Below are 13,502 nucleotides of genomic sequence, written 5' to 3' on the forward strand. Positions count from 1 at the left end.
GTCCAACATGTTCAACTCCAACAAGATGCGCAATGCCCTGGTTGCAGCAATGGCGACGCTGACGCTCAGCTCCCCTGTTCTTGCCAACGAACAACCGATAAAAGTTGGCATGATGCTGCCGTTCAGTGGTGTCTACGGGGCTCTGGGTGATGCCACCCGCAATGGTCTGAAAATGGCATTGCGAGAGCAAGCCGCACAGTTGCATGGGCGTAAACTGGAATTCATCGAAATTGATACCGAAGCACGCCCGGAACGCGCCCCTGAAATCGCTTCTTCACTGCTCAACAACAGCGAAGCCGACTTCATCATTGGCCCGGTACATTCCGGCGTCGCCATGGGCATGTTGAAAGTGCTGCGTGGAAAAGAGACAGTCATGATCGTCCCCAATGCCGGCGCAGGCCCCGTGACAGGCCCGCTGTGCTCTCCCAACGTATTCCGTACGTCTTTCTCCTCCTGGCAGCCTTCGTATCCAATGGGCAAGGTCGCTCTGGACAAGGGCTACAAGAAGGTTGTCACCATGAGCTGGAACTATGGCATGGGCAAGGAAAGCCTGGACGCCTTTGAAGAGTCCTTCACCGCTGGTGGTGGTGAAGTGGTTAAAAAGATTCTGGTCCCCTTCCCGAAAACCGAGTTCCAGGCTTACCTGTCCGAAATCGCATCGATCAACCCTGACGCCGTATTCGTTTTCTTCGCGGGCGGCGGTGCGGTCAAGTTCGTCAAGGATTACGACGCGCTGGGCCTGAAGGGCAAGATTCCGCTGCTCGGCTCCGGCTTCCTGACTGAAGGTACACTGGAAGCCCAGGGCCCGGCTGCCGAAGGCGTTATGACCACCCTGCACTACGCCGATACACTGGACAATGAACTCAACAAAGCCTTCCGCACGTCTTACAAGGCCGAGTTTGGCAAGGCATCCGACATCTATGCCGTTCAGGGCTATGACACCGGCTTGATGATTGCTTCAGCCGTTAATCAGCTTGGTGGCGACATCTCCGATCAACAGGCTTTGATCAAGGCGCTGGGCGAAACCACCGTCAAGAGCCCCCGAGGCGACTTCACCTTCTCCGCAGCTCACAACCCGGTTCAGAACATTTACCTGCGCACCGTTGAGAACGGCGAAAACAAGGTCATCGAAGTGGCTGCACCGGCGCTGGCCGACCCGGCCCGAGGCTGCAAGCTCTGATAGTTGGCCGGGCAGCCCCTGCCCGGCAGATTTCAAACACTGATTTCCGGGCTCTGTCATGACTACTTCTCTGTTCCTTGTACAGCTGATCAACGGACTGCAGTATGGACTGCTGCTGTTTTTGATCGCTTCGGGCCTGACGCTGGTATTCGGCGTTATGGGCATCCTCAATCTGGCACACGGCTCCATGTATATGGTCGGTGCCTATCTGGTCTGGTATTTCGTCGAACATACCGGCAGCTTTGGGCTCAGCGCCCTTATCTCTGCGGTCATTGCGCTGCTGATCGGTATCCTGATGGAGCGCACGCTGATCCGGCAGCTTTACCGTCGTAACCACCTGGACCAGGTGTTGCTGACCATTGGCATGATCTTCGTGTTCAACGCGCTGCAGGGTCTGCTATGGGGCAACGATCCGCTGGGCGTGGCCGTGCCTTCAGCCCTCTCCAGCGCCATCCCCGTCACCGATGTGCTTGAGTACCCTGTCTATCGCATTTTCGTCGCACTGTTCTGTGTGGGTATAGCCGCTCTGATGTATTTCATGATCAACAAGACCCGTCTGGGCATGTTGATCCGCGCAGGTGAATCCAACCGCGAGATGGTGGAATGCCTGGGCATCGATATTCGCAAGCTGTACACCATCGTGTTCGCCATCGGCGTGATGCTGGCAGCCATCGCAGGTGTCGCAGCGGCGCCCATGTCTTCGATTGTACCCGGCATGGGTGAACACATTCTAATCACCTGCTTCGTCGTAGTGGTGATCGGCGGCATGGGGTCAATCAAGGGCGCCTTTATCGCCGCACTGCTGGTTGGACTGGTTGATACCTTCGCCTCAATTCTGGTGCCCCAGCTGTCGAGCATGATGATCTACATCCTCATGGCCTTCATCCTGCTGATCAAGCCTCAGGGTTTGTTCTCATCCTGATTCGGAGTTAATGCCATGCTTTTCAACAAACGCACCGAACGTATCTTTTTCTGGGTATTCTTCCCTCTGGCGCTGCTGATGCCGCTGTTTCTTGCCGAGAACACCTTCTTCGTCAGCAAGCTCACGAGCATCATGATCTTTGCACTGTTTGTGATGTCGCTGGATTATCTGGTCGGCCGTTGCGGCCTGATCACGCTTGGGCACGCCATGTTCTATGGTCTGGGTGGTTATCTATTCTGGATGATTGCCCCCGAGTACGAAGCGGTGAACTTCTGGGTCTACACCTTTTACATCTGCATGATCGCCGCAGCCGTGGCACTGATAATTGGCTTCCTGGTCCTGCGTACCAGCGGTATCTACATGATCATGATCACACTGGCCTTTGCCCAGATGGCGTTCTATTTCTTCTCCGATTCCATCGAGTTTGGCGGTACGGATGGTCTATTCATTTACGTCAAACCGGAGACCAGTATTTTCGGGCTCAGCTTCTTTGACCTGGATAACCCTACCCACTTTTACTACCTGTGCCTGCTGTCACTGTTCAACACTCTGATCTTCTTCCGGATTCTGATCCGCTCACGTTTTGGCCGCGTTGTGGATGCCATCCATGAGAATCCGGGCCGCACCACGGCGCTGGGCTACAACATCTTCGTGTTCCGCCTGATGAGTTATGTAATCGCCTCGGCGCTGGGCGCCTACGCCGGTTACCTGTTCACCCTGCAGTACGGTTTCGTCAATCCATCAATGCTGGCCTGGACCACATCCGGCTCTGCACTGGTGATGTCGATTCTCGGCGGCATGGGTTCCATTTATGGCGCCATTCTCGGCACCTTCGTGTATGAAGGACTGCACTATGTGCTGGAACACCTGACCGAACACTGGATGCTGTTTATGGGTGCGCTGATCATTGCCATGGTGATGGTGTTCAAAAACGGCATCGCCGGCTCCATGGAAAAACTGTTGGAGAAACGCACATGAATACCCAAGTATCACTGGACCTAAAGGTCATGCTGGAAACTCAGGGACTGTGCAAGTACTGGGGCGGTCTCAAGGCACTGGACGATATATCCCTGCAGTTTTTCGACAAGCAATTGCATGGCATTGTCGGCCCCAACGGCGCGGGCAAAAGTACCCTGCTGAACCTGCTCTGTGGCCACTATAAGCCCACACGCGGCAGTATTCTGCACAAGGAAGAAGCGATCGAAGCCATCAAGCCCTACGCCTTTGCCCGCCGCGGCATCGGTCGCAGCTTTCAGAAAACCAATATCTATCCTGGTGCGACCTGCCTGGAAAACTGCTGCGTGGCGGTCCAGCGCCGTATGGGCGGCAGCTTCAATATCCTGCGCTCACGTTATACCCAGAAAGTGCTGGATGAAATCGCAAGCGAAGCACTGGAGAAAGTCGGGCTGGGAGCACGCCGGGACGTGGTCGCGTCCCAGATCAGCTATGGCGAGCAGCGCCAGCTGGAGATCGCCATGGTCCTGGCCACCTCGCCAGAGGTGCTTCTGCTGGATGAGCCTATGGCCGGGATGGGCCACGAAGAATCCCAACTGATAATTGAACTGCTCAAGACGCTGAGACGGGAGTACTGCATCGTGCTGGTTGAGCACGACATGGATGCGGTGTTTGAGCTGTCCGACCAGCTAACCGTGATGGTCGACGGCCAGCACCTGACCACCGGGAGTGTCGATCAGGTGCGCGATGACCCGCGTGTGAAAGAGGCCTACTTGGGTCAGGGCGACGAGGTATTCTGACAATGACAAAGTTACTGGACGTAAAAGGGCTGCACACCTACTACGGTGAGAGCCACATCCTGCATGGCGTAAATTTTGACATCCAGCCGGGCCAGGCCGTGAGCCTGATGGGGCGCAACGGTATGGGCAAAACCACCACGCTGAAATCGATCCTGGGCCTGGTACCTCCGCGTAGCGGACATGTACTGTTCCAGGGTGAGGAAATCACCGGACTGCCGACCTGGCAGCGGATGCGCAAGGATATAGCCTACGTGCCCGAAGGCCGTGGCATGTTTCACAACCTCACCGTCAAAGAACATCTCGAAATGGCCGCCCGCGCCAATCAAAAGGGAGAACAGCACTGGACCTGTGAGCGCGTGTTGGAAACCTTTCCGCGCCTGCAGGAACGCTTGACCAATCTGGGTACTCAGCTGTCCGGTGGCGAGCAGCAGATGCTTGCCATAGGCCGGGCCCTGGTGACCAATCCGGAGCTGCTGATTCTGGACGAGGCCACCGAAGGCCTGGCACCGCTGATCCGCAAGGAGATCTGGGATGTAATTCGCACCATTAAATCGAGTGGAATATCCACCCTGATTGTGGATAAAAACATTCAGGTACTGAAGGAGCTATGCGACCAACACATCGTTCTGGTGAAAGGCCAGGTGGTGTTCAGCGCCGGTTCCAGTCAGCTGATGGAAAGCCTGGACGAAGTCGAGTCCTACCTGGGCGTCTAGGCAAAGGCCTGTATTTTGCGGGCCCTGCTCTACGTGGTTGGGGGTTATGCCAACTCATTGGTAGAATCCCTGACTGATTGAGTTGTAAATGGATGCCAACAGATGCCCGACCAGACAGACAAAACAGTGGAGGCGCAACGCCAGGGAATCGGGTCTTTGGAGATCGGGTTGCGAATTCTGGACACACTGGCCGAATCCACCCGCCCCATGACTCTGAAGCAACTGCCTGATGTGATGGAGCTATCCTCCAGCCGACTGCACAAGTACATGGTCAGCTTGATCCGCACGGGCTACATTGCGCAGGAAAATGGCAGCGGGTATATCCTCGGCAAGTCCAGCCTGACACTGGGCGTTGCAGCATTAAGCCGAATAGATCCCATACAGTCAGCCTTTTCAGCGGTAGAAGCACTCAATCGCAGCAGTGACAAGACAGTTTCCATTACTGTCTGGAACGGCCAGGCCCCTCTGGTCATCAAATGGCTGGACGCAAGCCAACCCGTGGCGGTCAACGTACGTCTTGGCATGGAGCTGTCACCTTTCTATTCGGTTTCGGGCCGGATTTTTCTCGCCCACCTCCCCAGTGCGAGGCGTAACCAGATCGTGGATGCCTTTTATAACAACCCGCCTGCACTACCACGCTATAACGGCCAAACATTGGACAAGCCTGCGTTCCTGTCCCACCTGGAACAGGTCAAACAGGATAACCTCTGCTGTTTCTACGGCGACTTTTTGCCTGATATCAATGTGGTTGGCAGCGCCATACATGATATCAACGGCAACATTTCATCCGTTGTCAGCCTGATGGGCATCAACGGCGACACCGATGTGCGCCCTGGCAGCCGCTACAGTGAAATGGTTAAGGAATGTGCGCGAAATGTGACTGAAGAGATCTGTGGTCGACACAACCGGCCGGAACCGGACGTCAACTGACGACCGATACCGACCCGTACCTCATGACAGAATCAACGCTGACGCAGTGTTTCTGAGGGAAGTTCACCAAACAGTTTGCGGTAATCAGATGAGAAGCGCCCCAGGTGGGTAAAGCCATAGTCCAGAGCGATTTCCGTTACGTTGCGAATAGCCGGATTATTCTTTAGCTCGTCGCGCAAGCTTTTCAGCTTGGACTGTTTGATGAAGAGCTTCGGAGTAAGATTGAAGTATTTTGCAAACAGGTTGTAGACAGTGCGCACGCTGACACTGCCGGCCTGAGCAAGGGTTTCCACACTCAGATCATCACGAATATGTGCCTCGACGTAGGCCAGCAGCAGGGAAAAGCTGCGATCGTGTATGTTCAGCTCTGCACCCTCTCCTGCATTGCTATCAAACTGCTGCAGCAGCTTGCGAATCAGAATGTCGCGGTAAGGTAATTGCAGGTGACTCAGGTCCAGCTCGGTTTCATTGGCTTCCAATAACAGTGCATCCAACAGGCGCATAAAACCCAGGGATTGCTGCAACTCGATCACTCGACGCTCAAAGCGCACACCCGCTCTGGGGACTCGGCCCGACTGCTCAAGACACGCCTCTCGTACCAACTCTTCCGGCACCTTCACAATGACCTTTTCACAGTCACTCGAGTAGGTCAGATCCATCTTTTCACCCGGGTTCATCATCAGAGCCTGGCCGCGGGTCAGCTGCAGGCGCTGGTCGGAGAAATGCCAGCGGCACTCTCCCTGAGTCACAACCTGAAAATGATAAACACTCTGAAGATCGGGGCACCGAACCTGCACATCATCGCCATAGCTGATGGATGACAGTCCAATACCGGCAAAATCACGATAGCGCAGTTGGGAAGCCGGTCGACGGCTCTGATGAAGGTTATTGAACTCCAACCGATGATGTCCCACGTGGAGATTAACGTAGTCGGACACTTCAAGCGGATGCGCCTGGTCGAAAACCACGGCGTTGCTGAGCACATTGGTAAACATAGCCGTACCGTTTTATTTTTTGTAATTATTGTTAACGGATTCATTATAGATAAACCTAACTTGAGTGCAATGGTTGTTTCATGATCACATATCCATCCGCACATTCCCCCAGAGGTATGAAACTCTGTACAGAGCTGGGGATTCCATACAGAGCTTCATCCTTCAGCGCTTTTAGAACTCTTTGCTATAGCTCAGGTAGAAACGGTTAACGTCCTTTCGCTCCAGCCCCGCAGGCCCAACGACTGATTCAGTTCGCTTAACACCATCAACTTCACCCTCTGCACGGTGAATATCAGCATACCAACTGACATTGAGTCCCTTCAGTGCACCCTGGAAGTCATAGCTGACATAACTCACCAGCTCTTTACGACTGAAGTCATCGTATCCTGCTGCGTCATAGGAACCGATGCCCTGCACGACCCAGAAGAGCCCCGGAACACCCATCTGACTGAAATCTGTCGCAACGCCAATCCGGATCATCTTTTCATTCTCAAGGCCATTGAACGACCAATTGTTACCACTGGTGTTCCAGGTGCCATGATCACTGGAGAAGAGTACTCGGTTGAAGTCACCACCTTTCACGGTGAGATAGTTTAGAGACAGAGTGTATGGGCCATGCTGATAGTCAATGCCAGCATCATAGAAATCAACATCAAGGTCTCCTGCCGGGGCATAGCCTCCCAAACCACTGCGCTCGAACAGCTGTCCGGCGTCCTGCTGATTACCATAGATGAAGCTCATCTGGAGACTGCTTTCCTGAGACAGCGGCATGCTGTATTGGGCCTTGAGTAAACGCTCGCGCAGGTAGTCTTTAGCCTCCAACTTCATGGCATCGACTGAAAGCCCATTATCGAAACGATACTGAGCACCGAAGTAGCTGACATACTCGATCTCTTCGCCCAGGAAGTTCTCCAGTGAATCGCCCCAGTTATCGTTATTTCGCGGGCTATGCTTATCGAATTGCGTGAAATACAGAGTCAGCTTTTCGGTATCCGCAGAAAGGTCAAAGCCAACCGTTGTAGACGGCAAAATTCGTGAGTTGGAATCGTCATACAACAAGGAGGAGCGGCGTTTCTTGCCTGCTCCAGCTGTCAATGCAAAGGTATCACCCGGATAGCGCAACGAGAGGTACGCGGTTTGTGTCGATACCATCGAATCAGGGTTTGTAATGTCAGCGGAGTTTGACGGCAAGTTGGAAACATCTGTCACGTCTGAACCGATGGAAAGCTGATCAGCAACTGCGAAACCATAATCAAGCTTAATCCAGTCATTGATATAACCCGTGCTGTAATCCAACAGAGCCGCGTGAACCCATTCATTACGTGTTGACCCGCCATCAATACTGCCGTAGCTGTTCGGGTCTTCATTCCAGTAATAGTTTTTATACGTCAGTCTTAACACATCATTTTCGAGCAATACCGACGCATTAGCGTTGAATGAAGCACCAAGCCCAACTGCCATAACCAGCGGGATTATTTTATTATTCATGTATTCTTATTCTCTTTAAATTTTTCTTGCTAAAAAAATGGAAAACCAATTTATTGGTCTGAAAAGTTATTTTATGGCGGGGTCCATCCCGCAATTTCAGGCAGCAACAAGCCTTTACCGCTGCCCGCAGGCAGCAGATTTTTTTCAAGTGGTGTTTTCTGATTTAAGCCGTGCTCAGTTACTCAGAGCACCTAACTGTGGGGACTCAGAAAGTCTATTAATCGAGAGCACCTATGGCGTGAAGAAAGACGGCCAGGATGCCCACAGGTACGATATAGCGGATCAGGAAACGCCAGATGCGATAGCCCCAGCCATCCCCTACTTCTTCATGTGTCGCAGCTCGCGTCATAATCCAGCCGGTGAAAATGGCCATGGCCAAACCGCTCAGTGGCATGATCCAGCCGCTGGTCAGGTAATCCAGCGTATCGAAGAAGGTTTTGCCGAACAGGGTATAGTTCTGCCAGATGTTGAAAGAGAAAACGGAGCCCAGGCTCAGAACCCAAATGCCTGCAGACGTTAATACACCCGCTTTGAGGCGACTCATTCCACGCTTCTCAGTCATCCAGGATACAGCCGGTTCCAACAGCGAGATTGCTGATGTCAGTGCAGCAAAGGAGAGCATCACAAAAAAAAGTACGCCAACTATCTGGCCAAACGGCATTTGACCAAAGGCCAGCGGCAACGTTACAAAGATCAGTCCAGGACCCGCACCCGGCTCCAGGCCGTTGGCGAACACAATCGGAAAGATGGCCAAACCGGCAATCAGTGCGACCACTGTATCCAGTACACCCACGGTCATGACGGTTTTGCTCAGAGAGACATCTTTGGACAGATAGGAGCCATAGGTCATCATGCCGCCACCCGCCAGACTCAGCGAGAAGAATGCATGGCCAAGCGCTATCAGAACACTGGTTCCGGTAAGTTTGCTGAAGTCAGAGTTGAACATGAACTCAACACCCTGTCCGAAATAGCCGGTGGAGACCGAATAACCGACAAGAAGCAGCAGGATAACGAACAATCCCGGCATCATGATACTGAACGCTTTTTCCAGCCCCTGTTTAACGCCTTTGATGATGATGGTCGCAGTAATGGCAAGCACGATTGTGCCCCATGCCGTCGACGCAACGGGATCACTGACGAGCCCGCCAAAAAGGCCTCCAATGTCGTCGCTGGTAGCACCATTAAATGCACCTGATCCCGCAGTGAAGATATAGGAAACGGCCCAGCCCGCCACTACAAGGTAGAAGCTCAACAGAACAAAACCGGTGATAACACCCGCCCACCCTAATAGCTTCCATCGCGAGCTGACACCGGCTTCCTGAGCCAGGACCTCCATCGAGCCTGCAGGGTTGCGTCCCCCTCTGCGACCAATCAGTATCTCCGCCATTAAAAGGGGAATGCCGATTATCGCTATGCAACCAAGGTACAGCAGGACGAAAGCCCCACCACCATTCTCGCCGGTGATATAGGGAAACTTCCAGATGTTGCCTAGACCTACAGCTGAACCTGTCGCCGCAAGGATAAACATGAGTCGACTAGACCAAAGACCGCGCTTCCCCGTAGCCGCTGCAGATGTGCCCCCCTCAAAACAGGCAGCATCAGCCGATAAGCTTTTATTGCTCATGATTAAACACTCCAATTTATAATTATTTTCTAGACGTTCATTTGTGTTTTATTTTCTTAGCGAGAAATAGCCGAACTCTATTTAATCGCTCATCCATAAGCATTTTTCAAAAATACAGAAGACTATCTTAAATAATCAGAATCAAGTAACCGCTGTCAGCTTCTTGAATTCCGGACGATTCCATTCCTCCTGTTCCATTATTTCAACAAGGGCATCAACGCAATCCCATAGATCCACATATCGCAGATAAAGCGGAGTAAAACCAAAGCGAAGAATATTAGGCGCCCGGAAGTCACCGATCACATTACGTGCAATCAGTGCCTGCATGATGGCGAACCCCTGCTCATGAATGAGTGAGACCTGGCTACCGCGAATGGACGCGTCTTTTGAAGATGCGATTTCGAAGCCAAAGCCGCTCAGTCGCTGCTCGACCAGTTTTATAAACAGATCGCCCATCTGCAGCGACTTTTCCCGGATTCGGCTCATGCTGGCGGACAGCATGATATCGACGCCCACTTCCAGCAGGCTGGCACCGATTACCGGAGTGGTACCGCAAAGAGTGCGTTTGATCCCCGGTGCAGGCTCATAGTCATCTCGCATGGCAAAGGAGTTGGCATGTCCAAACCATCCACTTAATGGCTGCTCAAGCTGTTCCTGATGTCGTTTGGCAACGAACAGAAAACCTGGCGCACCAGGTCCACCATTCAGGTATTTGTAGCCACAACCAATAGCCAGATCGACACCGGCTTCGTTCAACTGAACCGGAACAGCGCCGACACTGTGACTCAGATCCCAGAGTACAAGCGCCCCTTTTTCATGGGCGCGCTGAGTGATGGCAGCCATATCGAACATGTCACCACTCTTGTAGTGAACATGCGTCAACACCACCAGCGCTGTGTCTTCATCGATGGCATCGAGAATGTCGTTTCGATTAACCGTATTCAGGCGAACCTGTCCCTGCTGAAACTTCTCCAGTCCCTGCAAAATATACAAATCTGTCGGGAAATTGCCGGGCTCAGACAATATCTTGCTCCGCCCTTGACGCATCCTTACCGCAGCAGCCGCAAGCTTGAACAGGTTTACGGAGGTGGAATCGGCTACCACTACTTCACCTTCGCCTGCTCCTATAAGGCCCGCGATCTTGTCGCCAACACGATTCGGCAGATTGATCCAGTCAGCTGTATTCCAGCTTCGAATCAAACCTCGGCCCCATTCTTCATGAACAACCTCTTGCACCCGATCTTTGGCAGCCTTGGGCAATACCCCAAGGGAGTTGCCATTCATGTAGATGAGACCTTCTTCTAGGTCGAATTGCTGTCGATATTCAGCAAGTTCATCCAGACGGTCAAAGTCAGCGCATTGCTCGCGAGTGAATGAATTCATGGGTGGATACTCCTCAATAATGCACGCACAGGCGATGCATCCATGTTGTACAGTTTTAAAGGGGGGGCGATGAGTTCGTATGGCCCGGCAGGAACAGCATCCAGCACCAGGCCTTCCAGGATGGCCATGCCATGGCGCTTAACCGCTTGATGTGCGCTCATGGCCTTGGAGGTTTCAGGGTCTAATGAAGGGCTGTCGACCCCAATCAGCCGAGCACCCCGCGATGCCAGCAGATCGATGGTTGCTGCATCAATAGCGGTGAAGTCACTGACCCAACAGTCATGCGGAAAAGACGTCATGGTCCGCAGCAGCACACGCTCGGCACGCTGAGGTAGCTGGTCGATTACATGTTCCGGGCGCACCAGCCCCTTGGCGTCTGTAACATCAATCAGGAAACAGAGGCCGATGTATGTTTCCAGATCCACTTCAGAGATGGATTTCCCGGCAGCATCGTAATGCAGAGGGGCATCAGCATGAGTGCCGGTATGTGTGGATAACTCAAGCGCACCTACATTAACCGGGCAATTCTCGTTCAGTTCCCAATGTTGCTCTGAACGGTATTCCGTATCACCTGGCCAGACCGGTATGCCCTTACGCAGGGTTTGAGAAATGTCCCAAATTCGACTCATGACAGGGTCCTCAAATCGAACTTCTCACTGACCACAGCTCAGGGAAGAACTGTAGATCGAGTGCTTTGACCAGATACTTCACACCGGCAGTGCCACCGGTACCTTTCCTGTAACCGATGATGCGCTCAACCGTTTTCATGTGGCTGAAACGCCAGCGCTGGAAGTTGAACTCCATATCAACCAGCTTCTCAGCCAGTTCATACAGATCCCAATGTTCAGCGGTGTTGTGATAAATATCAGACCATACTGCTTCGACCTGAGAGCTGGCCGTGTAAGCCTGGCGCCAGTCGCGTTCAAGGTGACTGCTCGGAATATCAAAGCCGCGACGACTCAGCAGCTGCAACGTCAGGTCATAAAGACTGGGGGCGCCAAGTACAGACTGAAGATGCTCGTAATGATGAGTGTGAGCACGGTGTGCCTCGACCATGCCGGCGTGTTTATTGCCCAGCAGGAACTCGAGTTCACGGTATTGATAGGATTGAAAGCCGGAACTCTGCCCAAGGCTGTCACGAAAGCTTGAGTAGTCCGCCGGAGTCATGGTGACCAGCACATCCCAGGCCTGAACCAGCTGTTCCTGAATACGTGCGGCACGGGTGAGCATTTTGAAAGCCGGTCGCAGATTGTCGTCCTTGATATGACGCGCTGCTCCGTAGGCCTCGTGAAGGCAGAGCTTCATCCACAGCTCCGACACTTGATGAATAACGATGAAGAGCATCTCGTCATGCTCTTTCGAAGCCGGTTTCTGACACTTAAGCAGAGCCTCAAGGTCCAGGTACTGGCCATAGCTCATGTCCTGGTCCCAGTGGATGTTTTCATCATCAAGACTGACCTGCTTCTTCTCAGCCTCCAAAAATGGGCAACCGCTACTCATAACTGCATTCCTGTTTCTATTTATTAGACAAATACAGTTTACAAACATGATTTCTCATGTAAATTTCATAAAATCACCACAAACTATTAATTTTTTGCATAATTATGAGCGCTCGTATCAGTACACGGCACCTGCAGATGATCCTGTCGATTGCATCGACAGGCAGCGTTTCCGAAGCAGCCAACCAGATAGGGCTGAGCCAGTCAGCCCTGAGTCATCGCATCCGTGAAGCAGAGCGCCTGCTCAATACAGAAATTTTCTACCGCAAGAACAAACGCCTGATACCAACCAGCGCAGGCAAACGCCTGCTGCAATCGGCGAAGGTCATTTTGGGTGAGCTTGAGCGAGCTGAAATCGACATCAATAAGCTGTCGATGGGCATAAAACATGTGGTGAGAATCGGTAACGAAGCTTATGGCAATTATCAGTGGCTGCCCCGCTTCCTGAGTGGCTTCCTATTAGAGCACCCCAGCATGAGCGTGGAAATTATCCCGGATGTATCTCTGGACCCCTACACCGCCTTGCGTAACGGTACTATCGACCTTTCGATCGTCTCCGGCATTCTGACCCACAGCGGCTTTCGAGCCTTGCCGTTGCTTCATGATGAGATGGTTGTGGTGATGCCGCAGAGTCATGCGATGGCAGACAGGGAATGGTTAAGTCCAGACGAGATTGCCGAAAGTCCTTACATCACGTATCACACCAACCCAGGCCCGGGACGAGAGTACGAGCAGCTTTTCAGTCGCTACCAGATACTACCGCCAAGCGTAATACGTGCGGGTGTTACTGAGGCCGTCGTTGAATTTGTCAGAGCTGGTGCAGGCATTTCAATTATGCCCACCTGGGCGGTACGGCCTTATTTACAGCAAGGCGGGTTGAGTACCGCCAAAGCAACTCAGGAAGGACTTTTCATCGACTGGAATGTTCTTGTTCGCAATGACGAACCCGAAGATTCACCAGCGTCCCTGCTCGCTGAAGCCATCACAAGCACAGATTTAGACTGAGCTTTACAG

At 52.7% G+C, this 13,502-nt stretch carries 13 protein-coding genes; 7 read left to right on the forward strand and 6 right to left on the reverse strand.

The features are described 5' to 3' along the window. Positions 1–7 precede the first annotated feature (7 nt). The 6 genes from BW956_RS11420 to BW956_RS11445 all read left to right on the forward strand — a co-directional run bounded on the left by BW956_RS11420 (position 8) and on the right by BW956_RS11445 (position 5,499). Positions 8–1,180 (forward strand): ABC transporter substrate-binding protein, encoded by a 1,173-nt coding sequence (locus BW956_RS11420; RefSeq protein ID WP_076462851.1) that lies wholly within the window; start codon positions 8–10, stop codon positions 1,178–1,180. Positions 1,181–1,238: 58 nt separating this feature from the next. Beyond that, positions 1,239–2,102, forward strand: coding sequence for a branched-chain amino acid ABC transporter permease (locus BW956_RS11425; protein WP_010322172.1), 864 nt, complete (start codon positions 1,239–1,241; stop codon positions 2,100–2,102). A 15-nt stretch (positions 2,103–2,117) separates the two neighbouring features. Beyond that, positions 2,118–3,080, forward strand: coding sequence for a branched-chain amino acid ABC transporter permease (locus BW956_RS11430; protein WP_076462852.1), 963 nt, complete (start codon positions 2,118–2,120; stop codon positions 3,078–3,080). Further along, positions 3,077–3,856, forward strand: coding sequence for an ABC transporter ATP-binding protein (locus tag BW956_RS11435; protein WP_076462853.1), 780 nt, complete (start codon positions 3,077–3,079; stop codon positions 3,854–3,856). Before BW956_RS11430 ends, BW956_RS11435 begins: the two co-directional genes overlap by 4 nt. Before the next feature lie 2 nt (positions 3,857–3,858). Further along, positions 3,859–4,569, forward strand: a complete 711-nt coding sequence (locus BW956_RS11440; protein WP_010322169.1) for an ABC transporter ATP-binding protein — start codon at positions 3,859–3,861, stop codon at positions 4,567–4,569. Between the two features lie 102 nt (positions 4,570–4,671). After that, positions 4,672–5,499, forward strand: a complete 828-nt coding sequence (locus tag BW956_RS11445; RefSeq protein ID WP_076462854.1) for an IclR family transcriptional regulator — start codon at positions 4,672–4,674, stop codon at positions 5,497–5,499. A gap of 32 nt (positions 5,500–5,531) precedes the next feature. On the opposite strand, the gene BW956_RS11450 is transcribed toward BW956_RS11445, so the two are convergent. The 6 genes from BW956_RS11450 to kynA all read right to left on the reverse strand — a co-directional run bounded on the left by BW956_RS11450 (position 5,532) and on the right by kynA (position 12,489). Then, positions 5,532–6,494 (reverse strand): AraC family transcriptional regulator, encoded by a 963-nt coding sequence (locus BW956_RS11450; RefSeq protein WP_076462855.1) that lies wholly within the window; start codon positions 6,492–6,494, stop codon positions 5,532–5,534. Between the two features lie 171 nt (positions 6,495–6,665). Continuing rightward, a complete protein-coding gene (locus BW956_RS11455) occupies positions 6,666–7,982 on the reverse strand; it encodes an OprD family outer membrane porin (protein WP_076462856.1) in 1,317 nt (438 codons plus the stop codon). 217 nt (positions 7,983–8,199) lie between these two features. Continuing rightward, a complete protein-coding gene (locus BW956_RS11460) occupies positions 8,200–9,606 on the reverse strand; it encodes a sodium-dependent transporter (RefSeq protein ID WP_076462857.1) in 1,407 nt (468 codons plus the stop codon). A gap of 141 nt (positions 9,607–9,747) precedes the next feature. Beyond that, on the reverse strand, positions 9,748–10,989 hold the full coding sequence (gene kynU / locus BW956_RS11465) for a kynureninase (RefSeq protein ID WP_076462858.1): 1,242 nt from the start codon (positions 10,987–10,989) through the stop codon (positions 9,748–9,750). Further along, complete coding sequence (kynB, locus tag BW956_RS11470; RefSeq protein WP_076462859.1) at positions 10,986–11,618, reverse strand: arylformamidase; 633 nt, start codon at positions 11,616–11,618, stop codon at positions 10,986–10,988. Before kynB ends, kynU begins: the two co-directional genes overlap by 4 nt. A 10-nt stretch (positions 11,619–11,628) precedes the next feature. Continuing rightward, positions 11,629–12,489, reverse strand: coding sequence for a tryptophan 2,3-dioxygenase (kynA, locus tag BW956_RS11475; RefSeq protein WP_076462860.1), 861 nt, complete (start codon positions 12,487–12,489; stop codon positions 11,629–11,631). A gap of 104 nt (positions 12,490–12,593) precedes the next feature. Here kynA and BW956_RS11480 point away from each other — a divergent pair, with 104 nt between their 5' ends. Next, the gene (locus BW956_RS11480) at positions 12,594–13,493 is read left to right on the forward strand and encodes a LysR family transcriptional regulator (RefSeq protein WP_244894361.1); all 900 of its coding nucleotides are present in this window, start codon (positions 12,594–12,596) and stop codon (positions 13,491–13,493) included. Positions 13,494–13,502: the final 9 nt, after the last annotated feature.

The organism is Marinobacterium stanieri (genome assembly GCF_900155945.1).
Taxonomy (GTDB): domain Bacteria; phylum Pseudomonadota; class Gammaproteobacteria; order Pseudomonadales; family Balneatricaceae; genus Marinobacterium; species Marinobacterium stanieri.